Origin of the sequence: Alteromonas sp. McT4-15 (assembly GCF_020515205.1) — a bacterium.
In the GTDB taxonomy this organism is placed as follows: domain Bacteria; phylum Pseudomonadota; class Gammaproteobacteria; order Enterobacterales; family Alteromonadaceae; genus Alteromonas.
Genome location: NZ_JAJALG010000005.1, coordinates 156,452 through 176,984, shown reverse-complemented (window position 1 = coordinate 176,984; position 20,533 = coordinate 156,452). Strand labels below are relative to the sequence as shown.

Genomic DNA, 20,533 nt, shown 5'->3' with positions numbered 1-20,533 from the left:
TGTTGGCGCATTTACGACTTCATTAAATTCGCTGGTTTACCATGAAACACAGCATGGCATTGGGACACTACCGACAGTGCTATATGCTCGGGTAATTCACCGCCAATATCAAAGCCTGCTGGGCTAGCAAAATGGTGACAAAAATCCGTATTTTCTATCTCGGCGAGATCAATTATCTCTTGTTTTCTGTGTAATGGTCCCAGCATAGCCACATAGGTAAGTTGATGCCCACTCAATACTTTGAGTGCTTTAGCATCAACTTCTCTGTGATGCGACATAAGCACTGCGGCCTGAATATTGTGCTCAGCCATATGTAATGACAAGCCCTCTGCACTGGTATCGTCGATGAGATAGTTCACAGTTGGGAAGTGTTCCACTCGCGCCTGTGCAGGTCTTGGATCCCATAGGCTCACTAGCCAACCTTGATGATTAGCAAGTTGTGCCATAAATGTAGCGTCATACCCACCACCAATAAGTAACAAGTGAACAGGCGGTTGCATAGGCACACTCAACACGTGTTCGTCATCTAACACCGCTTTACTTGGCAATTCGTCGTCTTGTTCAAAGACAACACATGCGCCTTTCGTGCCCTCAACATTCGTTTGCCATTGACAATGCAGACCAGCACAAAGTCGTTTATTAACCTCGTCTAAGGCGAGGTAGCCATTTGATGCGTTAAGCGGAACAAGCGCTAGATACACCACACCGCCGCAACCAACGCCAAGCTTAAAAGCAATATCCTCTTCATCTTCATCGTCATAAACTGCTGTTCGGCTAACGCCATCAGTCATTACACGGTGAGCTTTTTTTACAATATCACTTTCCAAACAGCCGCCGCTAAGTATTCCTAACTGATGGCCAGCGTCACTAAATAACATCATAGCGCCCGCTTTGCGATAGCAAGAGCCCTCTGTTTTATAGATAAAGCCCAACACCCATTTATGCTTGTCTTTAAGCGCAGCCCACTGGTTAAGTAAGTGATTTATATGATTACTCATAAACGCCCTGTCAAATATTACTGTGCGTTTGCCGCTTGTTTAATAAACGCAGCAAGCGTTTCAGGTTCTTGCGCGCCAGCTACACCTTGATTGCCAATAACAAATGTAGGTACGCTCTGCACACCGCGTTGAAGCCACAAATTCTCTTCTTGTCGCACTTGTTGTGCATACTGTTCTGACATTAATACTTCTCGTGTGCTGGCTGGCTCTATCCCAACTTGAGCAGCTTCTTCAACCAACACATCAATATCGTTAATATTTTTACCCTCGGTAAAATACGCTTTAAACAAGCGCAGTTTCATCGCCTCTTCTGCGCCTAGCGATGCCGCAAAATGAATAAGTTGATGCGCTTTAAACGTGTTTTGCATTCGACTGTCATCAGAAAAGTTAAATGCAAAGCCCAATGCTTCACCGGCTTGCACTAACCTTGCTCTGTTGTCTGCGCTTTGTTGCTCACTGATGCCGTACTTTTCCATTATGTGTTCGCGCAAGTTTTGCCCTGCTTGGTCCATAGTGGGGTTTAACTCAAAGGGATGAAACTTGATGTCCACTTCTATGCCATCGACAAGTTTTATCGCCTTTTGCAGACGTTCATAACCCACGATACACCATGGGCACACCACATCCGACACCATATTAACCGTTACTTTTTGCATGCTAACTCACTTATTGGAAACCAACGCATTATACGTGGTATGAATTCACCGCGTTTGCTCAGCTTTAGAAAAAGCTAAACATCGCAAACTGTACTACATCACAACATAAGGTTACAAAAAGAAACTTCAAGTGTTTCGAGGCATTCAGCGACAAATAGTACAAAGTACGGGGCAAATTTACCCTTATTTACTTTTGCGCCCCACTTTCATCTTTAATAATCAACTGCACCACTTGATTTGCCCAAACGGCGTAACCTTTACTCGATGGATGGAAGCCGTCTTCTGCCATCAACCCACTGTCTTTCATCGACCTTGCTGCCGAGCCTTGTTCCATTGTGTTGATACGCAAAATTTGTGCGCTATCACTTTTCGCAATATAGCGTTGTAACACTTTGTTAAAAAGGTAGGCACGAATCCCTAATATTGTGCGCAGAGGTTGCGGAATAACAGGAAACAAATGCATCGGCGGTAAAGCGGTGAAAATAATACTTTGGCAATTGAACTTGTGCTTAAGCAACGATGCCACACTTTCTATGTTTATTCGCCACGCGTTTAAAGAGACAAATTTAGTCACATCATTTACGCCCATTGACACCAGTGCTGTGCAATAGGACTTTGCTGGAATCTGTGTTAACAAATTAACGACATCGCCACTGGTGAGCCCAGTGGTTGCGTGTAATGACACGCGTGAAAGCAGCCCTTTAGGCGCTAGATGTGAAATACTGCCACTGAGCGCTTCATCTTGAGATTTTGCGCCTACGCCGGCTGCTGCGGAATCGCCCACTATCATCAACGTTCGCTTTGCCATTGAGTCAGAACAGTGCAACAAGTCAGTGTTGAAATCATACTCACGCTGTCCTTCAGGTTCGGGTAAACGAAGCGCCTTTTTTCTCACCCATATCGCTTGTATCCCAAGAATTGGCATCAGCAGTAAAATGAATGCGTTTAGCACCAAAACGTTGAAGTAGATCAAAGCCCCTCTCCATTATTTGTATACACTATTCACAGGTTTGACCCTGTGACTCGCCTACCCTATTACCAAGTGCAAAAAGATTACTAAGATGACAACACTACAACACAAAGACAAGACACAATCTTTTATTACGAAATATGCTCAACATGCGCCACGGTATACTTCATATCCAACCGCATTAAAATTTGAGCCCATCGACAGTGACCTTTTGACACTTTCAAGTGACTCAAGCACCACAAATGAACTAAGTTTGTATGTTCATATCCCTTTTTGTAAAACGCTCTGCTATTACTGTGGCTGTAATAAGTTAGTCACTCGCCATAATGAAAAAGCTGACGACTATCTGGCTTATTTAGAAAAAGAAATGGTCGCAAAACAGGTAATTTCTGCCAACAAAAAGGTGGTTGCACTTCACCTCGGCGGCGGCTCCCCAAGTTTTCTAAGCGCGACACAACATACGTTTTTGATGTACATATTGAAAAAGCACTATGCTTTTTCCGTTGACGCAGAGCTCTCAATTGAATTAGATCCTAGAAACGTAGACGCCGCTTATCTAAAAACACTTAAAAACCTCGGGTACACGCGATTAAGTTTTGGCTTGCAGGATACTGACTACAAAGTACAACGTACAATCAATCGTGTGCAAAGTACTGCTCATATTGCCGATTTAGTCTTTGAAGCACGATCACTCGGTTTTAAGTCCATAAACCTCGACTTAATTTACGGTTTGCCCAACCAAACCCGCGATACCTTTAAAACCACCATTGCGGCAACTAAAGCCATGCAGCCAGATAGGATATCGCTGTTTAGCTACGCGCACTTACCAGAACGTTTTGCAGCCCAACGCAAGTTTGGCGACGAAACACTCCCAAGTGCAGAACTGAAAGCAGAACTGTACAACTTTGCAGTAGATAGCTTTAAAAGCGTAGGCTACGAGATGATTGGACTAGACCACTTTGCAAAGTCGAGTGACACCCTGGCAATCGCCAAAAATAAAGGGGAGCTGCACAGAAACTTTCAAGGATACACTACCCACGGTGGTAGCGATTTACTTGGTCTAGGTGTATCGTCAATAAGTACAATAGGTAATGCGTTTGCCCAAAACCCCAAAGCATTAAAAGAATATTATGAACGGTTAGACGCCAACCTACCAGCTGCCACCATAGGGTTAACACTGAGTCTAGACGATCTGATTCGCCGCGATATTATCTCAAGCTTAATGTGTAATCTTGTTTTAAATAAGCGCGCTGTCGAAGACAAATATGCAATTAGTTTTGATAACTATTTTGCTGACGCATTGGAAAACCTATTACCCTTAGAAAAAGACGGACTCATTGAATTAGGCAGTGAATGTATTTATGTGCCCGAGCATGCTCGCATTTACATACGTGCGATTTGCGCGCGCTTCGATGCTTATTTGAATACAGATGCTGTGCTGAAGCGGTATTCTAAGGCTATTTGATACTAAGCCAATTTAAAGCGTGCGATTACCTGCGTGCCCACAGCTAAATTTAGGCGCTTTAAAGACATTACGCTAATACTTGCATAAATAAACTGAGTCACGTCGCTGTTATATGAAGTGGGATGGCTATTTTCGTCAATGGCCAAGGTAAGTAATACCTTCCCCTTTTTCATTGCACTTTCGTTTGGCGTTTCTGTGATAGCCGTGATAGTGCATTTAAGCGCATTGAGTATACTGGAAGTCGTGTTTTTGTCGATCGCCTGCGTATTAGTATCAACACTCACATCGCAGGCTTTAACAGCAAAACGAACCCACCTTTTGTCACTGGGCCACTTTTTGTCACTAGGCTTCTCTCGGTGATCAAGCGCATTTTCAGGCGCAATATTGTCGCGACATACGTAAACTACTGTGTCACCCAGTTCAACGCCTACAATACCAGTATCAAACGGGCCGTTTGTAGCATTATCACAAAGGTCGTCGGCCAGCACCCCACATAACATCGCAGCAGAACTCTCGACTTCGCCTTTCGACACATTGTGTTCAATTAGCGCGTTTATATTACCTTGAGCAGCAATTGCACCGTGGGCAACATAGAGCATTTCGTCACTAAACAGGGCCAAATCATCGAGGTCGTGAGAAATGACCATACAGATCAAGTCTTGCTTGTCGCAAAGCGATTTAAGGAAACGATAGATTTTCCGGCGAGTGTTGACATCGATGGCACTTAACGATTCATCTAGCAACAAGACATCAGGCCCATTAACAAGCGCGCGGGCTATGGCCACTCGTTGCGCTTCCCCACCAGATAGCGTTGACACATCTTTATCAATTAGATGCTCACAACAACAACCCTCTAGCGCTTCAGTTATCTGCATAGCATTATCTGAGGCGTAGCGCGTTGCCAACGCAAAATTCCCCCTAACATTAACGTGGGGAAACAGCATGGGCTGCTGGAATACTATACCGATTTTGCTAGTACGCCCGCCCCAATCTACGACAACATCAGACTTTGGTTCAACACCTGCTAGCGCGCGCAACAAGCTACTTTTTCCTGCGCCAGAGGGGCCTGTAATCCCAACAAAACGCACCGTTTCATTAAACGAGACGTTTGCAGTAATTCGCGAAGGTAGTGTTACGGAAAATTCCATGCTAGTAAGGCTTATACCGAGACGTCGATTGCGCGTTATTATTGAAACTACCAAGTTTGTCGCCGTTTAAGCGATAAAGAGCAGCGAGCAATAAAAACGAAAAGACTAACAGACTAAAAGAAAGCACATGTGCCTGCTGATACGCCAGCGACTCCACATGCTCATACAAGGCAATTGACAAAACCTGAGTTTCGCCCGGTATGTTGCCACCAATCATCAACACCACCCCAAATTCACCAATGGTGTGAGCAAAACTTAATGCGAAGGCGACCAATATAGGCGTCTTACACATAGGCACTACAATTTTGATAAAACATGATAGCGGAGAAAAACCCATCGTTGTCGCTACTTCCAAATAGCGTTTATCTAACTGAGTAAATCCGCTATACAAAGGTTGTAGAGCGAAAGGTAAAGAGTAAATAAGCGAGCCTAACACTAAGCCTTCAAAGCTAAATGCAAGGGTTTGCCCAGTTAATGCTTGCCAAGTTTGTCCAAGCCCACCTTGAGGTGAGAATGCAATCAACAAATAGAACCCAAGGACTGTGGGTGGCAACACCAGAGGCAAGGCAAAAATTGCCATAAACAATGGCTTAACTCGGCCTTGCCAGTTGGCTAGCCACCAAGCCATAGGCAAAGTCAAAAGCAACAAGATGACACTTGTTACTAATGCAAGCTTAAGCGTTAAGGCGACAGCACCCAACATAGAGGGTGTAAAATAGTCCCATACTTCAGTCATTTTTGTACTGGCTCTACTTCAGGAGGGCATACATTGTCAGTATTCTTTGCGGGCAAATATCCCCATTCATTTAGCTGCGCTTGTACTTTGTCAGACAAAAGGTACTGAACAAATAAATTACTAGCAGAAACTCTCATTAGCGCGTCACTTTTATTGAAAGGTTGCTCGTTAAACCTATTCGGAACAAGTTGTGCTTTTACCCTACTGTTTATTGCTAATGACTGCACAATGGGCTTGTGCAATGAAGGCGGTACTAAAAATGTACCTATATTTTTATCTTGCTCATGCATAACGGCTGGTGTCAGCGAGTATGCAACAAAGGCCCCTTTTACATTATTCGTGGTAAAAAACTGATAAGTTTGAAGTACATTTTTACCTGTTACACGGTGCGTTTGCATATCATTGTAGAGATTCAGGGCGTTTAGTACGTCTTTAGCTGCATCGCCATAGGGTGCAAGTTTTGGGTTAGCCATAGCCACTTTTCCCATAGACATGACTGACAATACTAACTCAGATAATGCATCTGGCACTTGTGTAACATCAGACGTTCGATACACAAAAGCAAGCTGCCCCTGTGCATAATCAACAACATTTTCTGTATGCACCACCCCACTTTGAGCCAAAGCGATAGGGCGCTGCCTGTCTGCAGATAAAAAAATATCAAACTGTGCACCGTGTTGCAGTTGTGCATAAAGCGTTCCACTCGATGACACGGTAATCCGCGTTTCAATACCCGTTATCTGTGAAAACTGGTTAGCAAAGAACTGCAATGGCTTAGCGAAGTTAGCAGCTACCGCCACATTGAGTGTATCAACACTACGCTCTTCTGCTGATAAAGCAGGCTTACCTAGCAATAGTATTGCCAAAATAGCGGTCAGAAAAATGGTTGCGGTTAAAAAGCGGCTCATTACTTTTCAATTGCTCGCGGGGTTTCACGCATCCATTTCAACGCGGCTTTATCATCAGACGCCTTGGCTTCAACCCATGTCGCAGAATCACCTTTAAATTCCTTTTTCCAAAGTGGAACCGACTGCTTGAGCATGTCCATTAAAAAGTTAGTCGCTTCAAACGCGGCTTGTCTATGCGGTGCAGCAGTCCCTACCCAGACAATCTGTTCATTATTATACAAACGTCCGACCCTATGCACCGCGCCTGCACCGTTTAACGAAAAACGTTCACACGCTTGTTCAACAAGCGATAGCAATGCCTTTTCAGTCATACCTGGATAATGTTCTAGTTCAATGCCTTCAATATCGCCACTATTGTTAAAATCGCGCACTAAACCAGTAAAGGTAACAATGGCTCCCGTGTTACCAGGCGCAATTGTGAGAGAATGTTCGACGAGTTCATTGTACAGCTCGTCAAAGGCGAAGTTATCTTGCTGAACGCGTGCAAACACCGCTAGCCTCCTGTAACCGGTGGGAATAGTGCAATTTCATCACCATCTTCAATTACAGTACTAGCATCGCACAATTGTTGGTTTCGTGCGGTGAGTACGCTGCCAGATAACGCTAAATCCCATTTTTCGCTTCGTTGGATCAACATCTTAATGAGTTCGCCAATGGTAACGCCCTTATCTAACGAAAGCGTAATGCTGTCTTCGTTGGTTATTTCACGAGTTTGTGCAAAGGTTTTTACGGTAATATGCATGTTCTACTCGTTCGCTATTGATCGTTGGTCCAGTGACCAGTTTTGCCACCTTTTTTGTCTAGCACACGAATGCCTTCCATATGCATCGACGGGTCAATCGCCTTGCACATATCGAACAAGGTGAGCAACGCCACGTTGACCCCCGTCAACGCTTCCATTTCCACACCTGTCTTGCCACTCAACTTACAATAGCAAGTTGCTTTTATACGGCTATTTTGGCTATCCACATCAAAATTGATATCGACCTTCGACAGCGCTAGAGGGTGACACAAGGGTATTAAATCGCTACATCGCTTCGCCCCCTGAATGCCTGCAACACGCGCCACGGCGAACACATCCCCTTTAGCAATTTTCGCTTCGCTGATTTGCGTGATTACTGACGCATTGACATACAAATAACCTTCTGCAGTTGCTTCACGTTGAGTAACAGCCTTATCACTGACGTCAACCATATTGGCCTCGCCGCCAGCATTCAGGTGGCTAAAGGTACTCATGCTTGCACCAGATGTTTTACAAAATTACACGGCTTAAAGTCAGCGTCGAGCTGGCTGGCAATGATCTTCTCCCACGCTGTTTTGCAGGCGCCAGTGGAACCAGGCAGGCAAAATATAACGGTATTATTTGCAAAACCAGCAATTGCACGAGACTGGATAGTCGACGTTCCAATCTCTTGAAAGCTAATATGACGAAAGAGCTCACCAAAACCATCCACTTCCTTATCGAAAAGCACACTAATTGCTTCTGGTGTTGAGTCGCGATGCGTAAAACCTGTTCCGCCAGTAATTAGTATTGCGTGAACTTCGCTATCAGCAATCCACTGCGAAACGACGGCTCTTTGCTGATATATGTCGTCTTTAACTAATGCACGATCTTTAAGCGTGTGACCTGCTGTCACTAGAGCATCTTGCAGATAATCACCTGATTTATCGGTGTCTAGCGTTCGCGTATCCGAAATAGTGAGAACAGCGATATTGAGAGGTTGGCTAACAACTGACATATAAAATCCTAATTTGATATGCGACATTTTGACAGGTTTTGCTAAAGTACCCGCACAAAATACTTATTGGTTACCACTTTATAGGGGTGCATACCATGAATTCAACATTTAAGTTGGCATAACCTATGTCACAGGCAATATCTCATCAGCAGGCTATGCGATACAATCGTCACATTGTTCTGCCTAAAATTGATTTAGACGGTCAAGAAGCACTGCTAAATGCACATGTTTGTATTGTCGGTGTTGGCGGATTAGGCACTGCCGCAGCAACCAGTTTATGTGCAAGTGGAATAGGCAGCATTACACTTATCGATTTTGATAAAGTGGAAAACACCAATTTGCACCGCCAGACGCTATTTAGTGAAGCGAATGTGGGAGAGAATAAAGCGGTGGCTGCTAAAGCCCGCTTATTGTCACTTAACAGTGAGTGCAAAATTACCACTATAGAATCACCATTTTTTGATGCACACCAAGACTGCATTAAAAATGCAGACATTGTATTAGATTGCACTGATAACACCGATAGTCGAGATCTTATCAATACGACGTGTTTTAAACACAATACCCCATTAGTTTCAGGCTCAGCCATTCGTTTTGAGGGGCAACTGTTTGTTGCAATCCCGGGTAAAAGCCGTTGCTACGGCTGCTTACGCACGCTTTTTGCTTCGCCAGATTTAAGCTGTGTAGAAGCCGGAATTTTCTCGCCAGTTGTGAATATCATAGGTACATACCAAGCCATGCTCGCCATGCAAATTGTCATGCAATTTGAGGATATTCCCATCAATCAACTTATTACCTTTGATGGTTTGCAGCACCAGTGGCAACAATGGACGTTGCCGGATAATTTATCATGCGAGCAATGTAAGCCCCGCTAATAATGCGTAAACAGAATATTAATAAAACGACAGAATTCAGGTTTAATTCATGACAACGCAAGTAGTTAAGAAACACATGGTCGTGGCGCAAAACGCCTCGGGTCGTAATATGAACGTACCTATCTACAGAATGAAAGGTACAAGGCCCGGCCCTACGGTTTATATTCAAAGTTCTATTCACGGAGCGGAAGTTCAGGGCAACGTTGTAATCTATCATTTGATACAACGCCTAAAGCAGATGGATATCTGTGGTGAAATAATATTAGTCCCAAACTGTAATCCCATCGGGACCAACATCAAAGCGGGTGAATACACTCTCGGTCGTTTCGACCCAGTAAACGGTACAAATTGGAATCGCGGCTATTTTTTTGACAAGGAGGCCGTTGCACATTTTGCTAAAACGGTGACACGAGAAGAATCAATTGATGGTATTAAGCAACGCTTCCGTGCTCATTTAAGCCGCGCCATTGACAACAAGCTTGCGCAACCGTGGGGACTAGGTCTTGCACAGCAGCTCAACTTGAAGTTGCAACAAATGGCGGTCAATGCCGATTATGTGCTCGACTTACACAATGGTCCGGTTTCGACAAGACACGTTTATATTCCTGAATATGCGAAAGAAAGCGCCAGTCTGTTTAATATTCCCCATTGCATTTTTATTCCAAACGTTTTTGCTGGTGCGTTAGATGAAGCCACCTTCTGTCCATGGTGGACATTGCAAGACTGCATTAGTGAAAACCTTGGTCGTGACGTTAATTTCAGCGTTGAAGCCTTTACCCTTGAAATGGGAAGCCAAGAAGTCATAGATTTTAAAGAGGGTGATATTGATGCCACAAGCATCCTTAGCTACTTGAACGCTAAAGGGGTGCTGCACGAATGTGACATATCGCCTAAACCCATGCCGCGGTTAGGCGTTTACTTGAAAGACTACAAAACCATGTTTACTGACTGGGGGGGCATGGTTGAATACATTGCCAAGCCAGGTCAAATAGTCAAAAAAGGCGAGCCGTTAGCGCAAGTGCTTAACATAGACGACTTGGATACCGATGATGGCAGTAGGACATTGTATGCACCCTGCGATCTTATCCCTATTTTGCATTTCCCTTCGGCGTCTGTGTTAAGTGGAACACAGCTATATAAAGTGTTCACCAATTATGTCGAGCTTTAACGAATAGACAATAGCAACATGCCGCTAGTAACTCTAGCGGCATGTTCTTATAACGATTGGTACACTAACCGAATGACGCTCATCAAATAGGCGAACCCGGTGGTAATGGCTCTACGTCAAACCCACCATTGTATTCTCCGTACTTCCAGTAGGTTTTAAATTGGTCATAGATCACTTCATAACGCCCGTCATCAGCTTCATTTTCTAGCCACTGAGTAAACTCGACTAGTGCATCTTGTGCAGCCAACTTCACTTCAGGGGCAAGCGCTTTATCTTCAACCGCGCGCATTATTGCATTTAGCGCGACTAATTTGAGGCGTTCGTCCAACGGACTCGCCGATGATGACTTATACCAGTGAACGGCCAAAATTTGTTTTACCAACAATGTGACATCCACCTTTCGACGACGGTCTTTACTGTTATGCGCTTGCCATTGCAGCCTATTTAATCGCTCTGGGTGAAGCAGTAACTCAAGCGCAAAGTTGGCCGCAGAACCAGCTGCAGACACAGGATCTAGCATCAACCCCATCTTGCCTTTAAAATGCTCACGCGTAATATCGTCACCGTAGGCGCTAGGTGGAATAAGGTTTAACACCGATTGCGGCAACTCCAAGTACTGCGATGTTGAAGCGTTAATAAGTTGCTCCATGGCACGCTGTTGCACAGAAGGTGCGACAAACTGCTGCCCTTGTGGTGTGGTGTAATCACCTTTTCTTTCGTATTCATAGTGCAGTCCACCCACTTGTTTTGCCACTGCTTCTAATTGATAGCGATGGAGCAAATAGATAGGGACCAAAGCATTTTCTAGCGATGAAAGACTGCTGCCTTCAGGTAAGGTATTAAGCCCCAAGTTAGACAATGCAACGCGGCGAATAGCTGAAATTTCGTCAAATGCCGTTAATGGATCGCTGCCATTTTCCCACATGTGTCCATTAGATGAACCGTGGCGTGAACTACGAGTATCAGAGTCTGATTTAAACTTAAGCCCTTTATTTCGCGCTTGTACAATCAGTTTTGCAAGACCCTCAACTTCAACGGCATCCTGAGCGTTGCTGCTTCCAAAGTCTTGGTAACCATATGCAACAGCATGTTTATCCCATACACCTATGCCTTTATCATAGGCATCGACAAGTGACACTTTTCCGTCAACTAAACTAATTTTGGGATGGGGATAATCCATTACAGACGCACGGTCGTTTTCACTGGCGGCAAAGTTATGTGCAATACCTAATGTATGCCCTACTTCGTGAGCAGAAAGTTGCTTTATTCTATCAAGCGCCATGGCCTGTTGTGCTGAGGTGTCAGTATTGCCGTCGCTAAATGGACCCGTGAGACCAAGTGCAATTAAATAATCCTGCCGCACTCGCAGCGACCCCAATGTGACATGACCTTTAATGATTTCCCCCGTTCTAGGGTCGACTACTGATGAGCCATATGACCAGCCACGCGTCGCCCGGTGCACCCAATTAATCACGTTATAGCGTACATCCATTGGGTCAGCACCTTCAGGAAGAACTTTTACCTGGAACGCATCTTTATAGCCTGCTGCTTCAAAAGCCTGATTCCACCAACTCGCGCCTTCTTTTAGTGACGACATAACCGGCTCGGGAATACCTGGGTCGAGGTAGTACACGATTGGCTCAACGGCCTCGCTCATTGACGCATGCGGTGACTTTTTGTGTAAACGATGTCGAGTAATAAAGCGCTGCTCAGTAGATTCGCTAATAGGCGTTGAGTAATCAAAGTACCTAAACTTCCAATAACCAGAGTAAGGATGATATACACGCGGCGTGTAATTATCATCTGGCAAGGCCACAAAAGAATGGTGCAGGTGCACCGATACACTCTCTGCATCCGGCGTTACCTGCTGCAAATAATCACCCGGTGACTTCCCAGCAAAGGTGACTAATGCTTCAAGCTCTGTGTTATTTACAAAACCTTTCGTCTTTGGCAAATAAACGCCACTGCGGGTTTTATCCACGCTAAAGTTGCCTTGATTAGTACCTGCCAAACGGTTTGAGATACCATGAACATCGCTTAATAAAAATGGCGTGTAATCAATCAAGTTAGCAGAGTCGTTTTTAGCCACTATCGTAAAACCGGCAATAACAGAATCAGCAAACGCTTCATCGATACTTTGCTTTTCCGCCTCGCTTCCACGCGTTGCGCGATACTCTGTGTTGTGTTGTTTGAGCAATACTTTATTACCAAAGCGCTCAAAGCTAATTAACCGCGTTTGCCCTAACTGTCCGCGATCTAATCCAATATCATTAGACCCAACACCATAAGGCATACTACTTTGGAAAAGAAATTGCGCGTTATTATTGGGCACGGCTAGGTAGATTTTGTCTTCATTGCTACTGTAATAAAGGGGGATCAGCCCACTTTTTTCAGTCATGCCTTCAGTAAATTCAGCGATAGTTGGCGTTTGTGCATACGCCTTAGGTAGAAGAGAAAACATACAAACCAGCATTACCGTAAATAGTTGTAACAGACGCCCTATGGGTAACAACATGCGGGTTGTAGGACTAAAAGCATGCTTTATATGCAGCATTAGTAGGTTCCTTATAGTTTTTTTATCAACGCTAAAGCGTTCACTTATATCTACTCCACTCTTCTTTCAAAACGTCAATTTGACATTGTTAAACAACAAGTTGAGTCAGTTTGTATTAACACCTGCTTTAGCCTAACCCAAGATATGCCATTTGCCTATGACCATTCATCGCACGCCGTCCTTGTGTTATCAAAAAATGAATTTTGCAATCGTCTTCATGCTAACCTGTGTAACCTATTTTTCAGTTTCCTCACAAAGGAATAAACGTGAAATTTGCAACACGCGCTACTGCTATATCTCCCTTTCTCGCCATGGCCTACGGTGAGAAAGCAACAGAGCTTGAACAACAAGGTCATAACGTTATACGTCTTAATCTTGGCGAGCCTGACTTTGGTGCGCCAGACGCAGTACTTGACGCTTTAAGCACATCGTTGGACAAACCAGACTATCCGTATACGTCGGCGCTTGGCTTGCCGCAACTCCGTCAAGCGATCAGTAACTTTTATCTTGAGAAACATCAATGCACTGTTTGCCCAGATACAATTGTCGTAACAGCGGGGGCGTCGGGCGCGCTTCTCCTTGCCAGTGCAGCCCTTGTAGAAGAAGGTGACAACATTCTATTGGGCGACCCCTCATATCCGTGTAATCGTCGTTTTTTAAATGCATTTGGTGGCGATGTCACCCTTATCCCCACCCGCGCTGAGGATAATTTCCAACTAACTCTTAAAGACGTTCAATCATATTGGAACTCCAACACAAAAGGCGTGCTCATTGCCACCCCGGCAAACCCAACCGGCACAGCAATTAAAAGTGATGAACTCGCGGCCATAGCGCGCTACTGCCAACAGCATAATGGTTTTTTGATTGTCGATGAAATCTACCTTGATTTAGCACTTGAACAGTCGGGAAGTGCTACTAATGCGTCCACTAAGGAAGGTCTCCAAACCATTCTTAAGCACACAGATTTTCGAGACACTGTGATTGTGGTAAACAGCTTCTCGAAATACTTTGGCATGACGGGGTGGCGTTTAGGTTGGTGTGTTGTCCCGCCTGCTATGCTGCCAATAATGGAGCGATTAGCGCAGAATTTATTCATTTGCCCATCTACATTGTCGCAAAAAGCGGCGCTCGCGTGCTTTACTCCGCAAGCTCTTGCTCAGTGTGAAGCAAATCGCGCGACGCTTAGTGCGCGTGCTCGTCTGGTCTTTTCAGCTATTGAAAACATGGGTTTAGCAATTGATGCCATACCAGAAGGTGCATTTTATGCCTATATTAATATCGAAAAAACAGGCCTTAATGCCACCGCATTTTGTGACCAATTACTGGCAGATTTTCACGTAGCATTAACCCCTGGCAATGATTTCGGCAACCACCGCGCCGATAGCTATGTACGTTTGTCTTTTGCCACCAAGGAATGCCAATTGACCGAAGGATTGCGCAGAATCTCAGCGTTTGTTAGTCGCCTTGAAACGGTTTCATGAATACACAAACATTACCTAAAAAAATAACACACCTACGCGCTTGTGCGTATATTGAAAGAACGTTGAGAAAAACAGGACAAAACAATGAGTAATGAGCGTGAATTTGATGTCGTTATTTTCGGTGCGACTGGCTTCACCGGCAAGTTAGTAGCGGAATACTTTCAATCGCAGTATGGCAATAATAACAACGTAAAGTGGGCAGTCGCTGGGCGAAATGAAAGCAAGCTTAATGATGTCAAAAAAGAACTGGGCATAGGTGATAGTGTAGCGAGTATTGTAGTTGATGGCGACGATGCCCAAGGGTTAGCTGCCATGACTAAGCGTACTCAAGTCGTACTAACTACTGTCGGCCCTTATCAAATTTACGGCGAGAAATTACTCAGCGCCTGTGTTGACAACGGCACTGGTTATACTGATTTATGTGGTGAGCCTGCTTGGATGCACCAGATGATTAACAAGTACGAAGACAAGGCAAAAGCAAGTGGCGCCAACATTGTCTTTTCGTGTGGTTTTGATTCAGTGCCTTTTGATTTAGGTGTTCACTTTTTACAATCGCATGCTAAGGCAAAAACCGGTGACGTGATTAACTATGTCAAAGGCCGTGTGCGTGCAATGAAAGGTACCTTTTCTGGCGGTACAGCGGCAAGCCTTAAAGCGACAATGGCGGCCGCTCACAAAGACAAGTCTATTATGGCTGCACTTATCAACCCATTTTCATTGGCGGGCAACGAGGCAATTCAACCTCAACCCGATGGCAACAAACCCTATTTCGATGAGCAACTTGGTACGTGGGTTGCGCCTTTCATCATGGCCGCTATTAATACCAAAAATGTACACCGCGCTAACTACTTGAGCCAATACGCCTATGGTAAGTCGTTCCAATATGATGAGATGATGATGACAGGTCCGGGCGAAAAAGGTGAAGCCATGGCCAAGCATGTCGCACAAGACAAGTCGCTTGCTAGCGATGATGGCCCAAAACCTGGTGAAGGCCCCAGCAAAGAAGAGCGAGAAGCGGGCTTTTATGATGTTGTGTTCGTGGGCACTGCGGTCAACGGCGAGATGCTATCAGTATCGGTAAAAGGCGACAAAGATCCAGGCTACGGCTCTACCAGCAAAATGATTGCTGAGTCAGCACTGTGTTTATGTAAAGACGTTGATTTAAAAGGCGGTTTCTACACCCCAGCTTCGGCGTTAGGCGACAAATTAATAAGTCGCTTAGAAGCCAACGCAGGTTTAACCTTTGAAGTTGAAAACTAATTTCCAACTAGACCAAAAGGGACAAGCTTTTCTTGTCCCTTTTAATTTTCTAAGGGTTCGGCTGGAGTAAGGAAAGTGCTGATGCTGGTAGCTGACTCATATCGATTTTCACTCCAAGTTTTTCAGCCTCTTGAGCGATAATCCCCCCCACCTCATCTGGTGTAGCTCCATTCGCATCCATTACTGCATTTTGCACTGCTTCAAAAAACGTACTAAAATGTCCCGGTGCGACGAACACAAGTAGATGAGCAGGCTCATCATAAGGGTTCCAAAAGCCATGTTGGTTCATACGTGGTAGCGACGCTACTGTACCGCTTTTTGCCACAACCTCTTGTTTTCCGTTAAGGAAATGCACCGTACCATCTAAAACAACAAATATTTCGTCTTCATTTTCATGTGTATGCGGTGGTGCCCCTAAGCTCTTTGCAGGCAACACTTCTTCGAAAAGAGCCACATTCGAAGGAAGATCATCATTAGACACGTGGTGGTAAATGGGCCTGCCGTTGTAATCTACTGACCTTCCCTCTCCTAGCTGCGAAAACTTGGGTGTGTACTGAGGTGATTTAGCTCCGTGTTCATGGGCAAGTGCGGCACCAAAAAACATAAACAGTGATGAGGCCAAAGTAACCTGAACGAATTTACGCATCGCAATTATCCTTAATCGTTTTTGTTTTTTAACACCTATTAGTAATAGACGAGTTCGTAGCAACACGCAATAACGGGGCATTCCTTTGAGAAATGCCCTTCTATGTTAAATACTTCAAGCGATAGCGATATATATATCTATGGTATTACCATCTGGGTAATGCTCAAAATCGATGGTAAAAAGTCTTTGATATTTCGGCGAATTCTGGGAAAAGTACTGCCAAACCTGAGTCCAAGCATCAATCGCAATTTGAGGCATGTCGCCTTGGCAACTAAACACAAGATACTTACCGGCAGGTATTGTTTTTGTCTCTAATTCTATATCAGGAGGCGTCGATGTGCCGTCGAATCCAGCAAGTACTGTAAAATCGCCTGTATGATCTGTTTCATAGTTATAGTAGACACCATAAACTCGCTCACCAGCGCGGTAATCCACAGGCACATCAACATCAAACTTTTGCCACAACGATGGAATTTTTCCTCTGTCGGATGACATCTCTGCCATATTATTTGTGACAGTTGAATAACCAGTAATTACGACTTCTTTTGCGTATCTAATTTCCATTTATTTCGCCTATTGTTACCAAAACACAAAATCAAGGCTTTGCAAGAGTATCACGGGAACATTACTCCTCGCTTTTTCTCTCTCGGCCACGCCGAATCTTAGGGTAATATTGTTTGAATAAGCATATTCATCCATCGTTTTTTAAAAGCGCATAGACAAATTTATCGTAAAACACATCCGCTTTAACGATAGCACGCTTAAGTACAGCTTCTTGTGAAAAGCCACACTTTTCTAATAGGCGCATAGAGGCAACGTTACCCGAAAACACGGCGGCGTGAATACGTACAATGTCTGTTGTATCAAATACTTCACAACATAACTGTTCGATAGCCTTTGCCATAAAACCCTGGCGCCATGCTGATTTAGCCAACCAATAGCCAATCTCGCCAGAACGGGAATATTCGAACTCTCCTGGCATCACGCCTATACAACCAACGCACTTATTGTTTACTACTAGGGCACGCACCAGCCCTTGCTGACTGCCCTCTTCAACCCACCATTTTGCATCTAACTCGGTGTATGGCATGGGTATTTTGGTAGACAAGTAACGAGTCACATCACTGTCGTTCAGTATACTTACCAGTTGGGGTATGTCGTCCATTGAAAAGGCACGAAGGGTAACCAATTTAAATTCCTCGTCTCAATTAACATCAAAGGCATAGGTAAGTTTACAATCGATGTACTTTAGTATTTTATTGACCACTCTGGGTACTGAGACCTCTTGAATGCCACCATCAGTATGCGCGCATACAAAAATATCACACTCATCGTATTTTATTTGCTGGCGAATGAAATAATCATTCAGTTCGTCGAATAAAGACTCTTCAAGCGGTACTTCTCCGATAAAGACACCTTGATTATTACTAGGATAGAAGCTTGCCCCAGCTATCTCTTTTTTCAGTGTGTAAGCTTGCATCATATCTAAATTAAGCAAACGAAAGCTGACTTTTACACGTGGCGTTTTCACAACAAATAAGCCTTATTTTTACATTAATTGTTTTTAGAGCACATTAAGCTTTGCTGTACGTTTTTGCAAAATTCCCGCAAAGATCAACAATAAAGGTAGGTTGGCTTTACACGATAAGAAATAAGGTAGCAGCAGTCGCCGCGCCCATGGTTAAATTAAATGTCTTGCGCCGCGATGGAGAGCTCAACCACACACGCATTTTTGCGCCTGCAGCTGCCCATATTGAAATGCATGGAAATCCTATCACAGCAAACGCGACAACAATGGCAACGCCAGATTCAAAATAATGCTCTGTGGGTGATGAAAACGTACCTACACTGGCAAGCGCCATCATCCATGCTTTCGGATTGACGAGTTGAAACAAAGCGCCTTGCCACCACGCTAGTGGGCCTTTTGTACTTGCTTGTTGCACTTCCAGTTCAGTAACCGGCGCCGTAGCTATTTTAAACGCCAGCCATAGAAGATAAGCAATACCTAATACTTTTAGTATGGTATACAGTGCTGGAAATACGGTAAATAGCGCACCAATGCCAAGCAGTGTACTGATCATTAGACCCGCCACCCCAATAACTATTCCGAACATGTGTGGCAACGATCTCACATAGCCATACTGGGCACCTGATGCCAACAACATCATGTTGTTTGGACCAGGCGTTACTGTGCTAATAAACGCAAACGTACAAAGTGCCAAAAGAATCGAGAATTCCATAGGATTGAGCCCCCTTTAAATAAATATGATGACATTGCAGATAAAGGTAACGCACTCAATCTGTATCAAACATACTCACAAAGAACAATATAAATCCATACAGTTATCATGAAAGTGCAACTGTATGGTCAAAACCTATCCCATCTGTATGGTTACATAACCAAAAATTGCAGGATATACTCATGTGTAAGGCAAATTAAACAGCGAATATAATCGCTCAAAAAAGGCCGTTTAAATAGGACAGGCGTAATACTGATGGCGTTATATATAGACTTAGCAGAACACCTTAAAGCTCAGATCAATCTTGGACGTTTTACCGCAGGTGACAAGTTGCCCTCAGTCCGGCAGTTGTCTAAGGAGCACAATGTAAGCATTGCTACGGTACAAGAGGCCTATCGCGTATTAGAAGCCGAGCTTTATGCGCAAGCAAAGCCCAAATCGGGCTATTTTGTGCCAGCCACCATGCCGGGTGAAAACCTTCCTAAAATGACCAAACCACCTCAGCGCCCTATGGATGTCTCTCAATGGGAAGATGTGTTAGACATACTACTTAATACGTTTTCCAAAGACAGTGATATTGACGTTCGTTGTCAGTTTCAACACGCTATGCCAAACATGCATGCCAAAACACTGAAACCGCTAACTAAGCGCCTTTATGAGCTAAATAAGAATAGAGCTCTGGACGGCATGATATACGGCGATGTCAAAGGCGATGTGGCACTTAGAAAGCAACTTAGCCGCGTTGTAGCAGCGTCAGGTTGCCATCTGCATTTTGATGAATTTGTTGTGACATCAGGATGCCAGGAAGCATTGTCAGTGTGCCTTCGTGCAGTTGCCGAGGCTGGCGATATCATTGCCGTTGAGTCACCGGGTTTTTATGGGGCTATGCAGGCGATTAAAGGCGCTAACTTAAAAGCATTGGAAATACCTACTGACTCACATACGGGACTGAGTTTAGAGGCGTTGAAGCTTGCCGTCGATCAGTGGCCAGTAAAAGCCATACTTGTCACACCTACGGTAAACAATCCTCAGGGCTTTGTAATGCCGGATGAAAAGAAAAAAGCGCTGTATGCATTGGCCCGAGAATATGATATCGCGATTATAGAAGACGATATCTATGGTGACATTGCTTATTCTTACCCTCGGCCTCGCACTATTAAGTCTTTTGATGAAGATGGCCGCGTACTACTTTGCTCTTCATTTTCAAAAACTCTCGCGCCTGGTTTTCGCGTAGGATGGATTGCTCCAGGGAGTTTTCGAAACAAAGTGCTACACGTAAAATATGTGACAAGCTCAATGTGCCCCACACTTCCCCAACTTGCCATTGCAGATTTTATTGAACAAGGTGGATACGACCGTCATTTACGCGCAATGCGGCAAGACTATCGCCTAGCTCGGGATGCACTCCTCAAAGATATCAAACAGTATTTTCCAGCAGACACCTGTGTTAGCTATCCCGAAGGAGGCTATGTATTGTGGGTAGAGCTCAATGCAAAATACGATTGTGTAAAGCTGGCAGAGAATGCAAAGTCATGCGGTATTTTCATTGCGCCGGGGCAGCTATTCTCAGCAACCGGAAAGTATCGCCATTGCCTTAGATTTAATTTTATCGACGGTACATCAGCGCAACGAAGCTACGCCATTAAGCAGCTAGGAATATTAATAAAGTCGCTGAAAACTTAAAGGAAT

At 44.4% G+C, this 20,533-nt stretch carries 22 protein-coding genes; 6 read left to right on the top strand and 16 right to left on the bottom strand.

The window, feature by feature from the left end; all coding sequences use genetic code 11:
* Positions 1 to 11: 11 nt before the first annotated feature.
* The 3 genes from LHL20_RS06400 to LHL20_RS06390 form a co-directional block, all read right to left on the bottom strand.
* Entirely contained in the window at positions 12 to 998 is a 987-nt protein-coding gene (locus LHL20_RS06400; protein ID WP_226432700.1) for an XdhC family protein, read from the bottom strand.
* A gap of 17 nt (positions 999 to 1,015) precedes the next feature.
* Positions 1,016 to 1,654 carry a DsbA family oxidoreductase gene (locus LHL20_RS06395; protein ID WP_226432699.1) on the bottom strand — a complete coding sequence of 213 codons (639 nt, stop codon included), beginning with the start codon at positions 1,652 to 1,654 and terminating at the stop codon, positions 1,016 to 1,018.
* A gap of 187 nt (positions 1,655 to 1,841) precedes the next feature.
* Positions 1,842 to 2,627: an SGNH/GDSL hydrolase family protein gene (locus tag LHL20_RS06390; RefSeq protein WP_226432698.1), complete on the bottom strand. Its 786-nt coding sequence runs from the start codon at positions 2,625 to 2,627 to the stop codon at positions 1,842 to 1,844.
* An 88-nt stretch (positions 2,628 to 2,715) separates the two neighbouring features.
* Between LHL20_RS06390 and hemN the strand changes: the two genes are divergently transcribed.
* The gene (hemN, locus tag LHL20_RS06385) at positions 2,716 to 4,089 is read left to right on the top strand and encodes an oxygen-independent coproporphyrinogen III oxidase (RefSeq protein WP_226432697.1); all 1,374 of its coding nucleotides are present in this window, start codon (positions 2,716 to 2,718) and stop codon (positions 4,087 to 4,089) included.
* 2 nt (positions 4,090 to 4,091) lie between these two features.
* Here hemN and LHL20_RS06380 read toward each other — a convergent pair whose 3' ends face one another.
* From LHL20_RS06380 to moaB, 7 genes are read right to left on the bottom strand one after another with little or no spacing between them, the layout of a single operon-like run.
* The gene (locus LHL20_RS06380) at positions 4,092 to 5,237 is read right to left on the bottom strand and encodes an ATP-binding cassette domain-containing protein (RefSeq protein ID WP_226432696.1); all 1,146 of its coding nucleotides are present in this window, start codon (positions 5,235 to 5,237) and stop codon (positions 4,092 to 4,094) included.
* Between the two features lies 1 nt (position 5,238).
* Positions 5,239 to 5,973 carry a molybdate ABC transporter permease subunit gene (gene modB / locus LHL20_RS06375; RefSeq protein WP_226432695.1) on the bottom strand — a complete coding sequence of 245 codons (735 nt, stop codon included), beginning with the start codon at positions 5,971 to 5,973 and terminating at the stop codon, positions 5,239 to 5,241.
* Positions 5,970 to 6,881, bottom strand: a complete 912-nt coding sequence (gene modA, locus LHL20_RS06370) for a molybdate ABC transporter substrate-binding protein (protein ID WP_226432694.1) — start codon at positions 6,879 to 6,881, stop codon at positions 5,970 to 5,972. Before modA ends, modB begins: the two co-directional genes overlap by 4 nt.
* Positions 6,881 to 7,372 (bottom strand): molybdenum cofactor biosynthesis protein MoaE, encoded by a 492-nt coding sequence (locus LHL20_RS06365; protein WP_226432693.1) that lies wholly within the window; start codon positions 7,370 to 7,372, stop codon positions 6,881 to 6,883. The genes modA and LHL20_RS06365 overlap by 1 nt, the downstream gene beginning before the upstream one ends.
* Before the next feature lie 2 nt (positions 7,373 to 7,374).
* Entirely contained in the window at positions 7,375 to 7,623 is a 249-nt protein-coding gene (locus LHL20_RS06360; RefSeq protein WP_226432692.1) for a MoaD/ThiS family protein, read from the bottom strand.
* Between the two features lie 14 nt (positions 7,624 to 7,637).
* Entirely contained in the window at positions 7,638 to 8,117 is a 480-nt protein-coding gene (moaC, locus tag LHL20_RS06355) for a cyclic pyranopterin monophosphate synthase MoaC (RefSeq protein ID WP_226432691.1), read from the bottom strand.
* Positions 8,114 to 8,620, bottom strand: a complete 507-nt coding sequence (gene moaB, locus LHL20_RS06350) for a molybdenum cofactor biosynthesis protein B (protein WP_226432690.1) — start codon at positions 8,618 to 8,620, stop codon at positions 8,114 to 8,116. The genes moaC and moaB overlap by 4 nt, the downstream gene beginning before the upstream one ends.
* A gap of 125 nt (positions 8,621 to 8,745) precedes the next feature.
* On the opposite strand from moaB, the gene LHL20_RS06345 reads away from it, so the two are divergent.
* Together LHL20_RS06345 and LHL20_RS06340 are read left to right on the top strand one after the other, a co-directional pair.
* Positions 8,746 to 9,495, top strand: coding sequence for a HesA/MoeB/ThiF family protein (locus LHL20_RS06345; protein WP_226432689.1), 750 nt, complete (start codon positions 8,746 to 8,748; stop codon positions 9,493 to 9,495).
* Positions 9,496 to 9,544: 49 nt separating this feature from the next.
* Positions 9,545 to 10,663, top strand: coding sequence for a succinylglutamate desuccinylase/aspartoacylase domain-containing protein (locus LHL20_RS06340; RefSeq protein ID WP_226432688.1), 1,119 nt, complete (start codon positions 9,545 to 9,547; stop codon positions 10,661 to 10,663).
* A gap of 82 nt (positions 10,664 to 10,745) precedes the next feature.
* Here the strand turns inward: LHL20_RS06340 and LHL20_RS06335 are convergent, their stop codons facing one another.
* Positions 10,746 to 13,178, bottom strand: a complete 2,433-nt coding sequence (locus LHL20_RS06335) for a zinc-dependent metalloprotease (RefSeq protein WP_413228881.1) — start codon at positions 13,176 to 13,178, stop codon at positions 10,746 to 10,748.
* 305 nt (positions 13,179 to 13,483) lie between these two features.
* Between LHL20_RS06335 and LHL20_RS06330 the strand changes: the two genes are divergently transcribed.
* Positions 13,484 to 14,698, top strand: coding sequence for an aminotransferase class I/II-fold pyridoxal phosphate-dependent enzyme (locus tag LHL20_RS06330; protein WP_226432687.1), 1,215 nt, complete (start codon positions 13,484 to 13,486; stop codon positions 14,696 to 14,698).
* Positions 14,699 to 14,782: 84 nt separating this feature from the next.
* Positions 14,783 to 15,958, top strand: a complete 1,176-nt coding sequence (locus tag LHL20_RS06325; protein ID WP_226432686.1) for a saccharopine dehydrogenase family protein — start codon at positions 14,783 to 14,785, stop codon at positions 15,956 to 15,958.
* Positions 15,959 to 16,007: 49 nt separating this feature from the next.
* Here the strand turns inward: LHL20_RS06325 and LHL20_RS06320 are convergent, their stop codons facing one another.
* The 5 genes from LHL20_RS06320 to LHL20_RS06300 all read right to left on the bottom strand — a co-directional run bounded on the left by LHL20_RS06320 (position 16,008) and on the right by LHL20_RS06300 (position 18,844).
* Positions 16,008 to 16,604: a cupin domain-containing protein gene (locus LHL20_RS06320; protein ID WP_226432685.1), complete on the bottom strand. Its 597-nt coding sequence runs from the start codon at positions 16,602 to 16,604 to the stop codon at positions 16,008 to 16,010.
* 114 nt (positions 16,605 to 16,718) lie between these two features.
* A complete protein-coding gene (locus LHL20_RS06315) occupies positions 16,719 to 17,168 on the bottom strand; it encodes a GyrI-like domain-containing protein (protein WP_226432684.1) in 450 nt (149 codons plus the stop codon).
* Positions 17,169 to 17,295: 127 nt separating this feature from the next.
* Positions 17,296 to 17,793, bottom strand: coding sequence for a GNAT family N-acetyltransferase (locus LHL20_RS06310; RefSeq protein ID WP_226432683.1), 498 nt, complete (start codon positions 17,791 to 17,793; stop codon positions 17,296 to 17,298).
* 15 nt (positions 17,794 to 17,808) lie between these two features.
* Complete coding sequence (locus LHL20_RS06305; protein ID WP_226432682.1) at positions 17,809 to 18,135, bottom strand: hypothetical protein; 327 nt, start codon at positions 18,133 to 18,135, stop codon at positions 17,809 to 17,811.
* Between the two features lie 106 nt (positions 18,136 to 18,241).
* The gene (locus LHL20_RS06300; RefSeq protein WP_159625982.1) at positions 18,242 to 18,844 is read right to left on the bottom strand and encodes a LysE family translocator; all 603 of its coding nucleotides are present in this window, start codon (positions 18,842 to 18,844) and stop codon (positions 18,242 to 18,244) included.
* A gap of 255 nt (positions 18,845 to 19,099) precedes the next feature.
* On the opposite strand from LHL20_RS06300, the gene LHL20_RS06295 reads away from it, so the two are divergent.
* Complete coding sequence (locus LHL20_RS06295) at positions 19,100 to 20,527, top strand: aminotransferase-like domain-containing protein (RefSeq protein ID WP_226432681.1); 1,428 nt, start codon at positions 19,100 to 19,102, stop codon at positions 20,525 to 20,527.
* Positions 20,528 to 20,533: the final 6 nt, after the last annotated feature.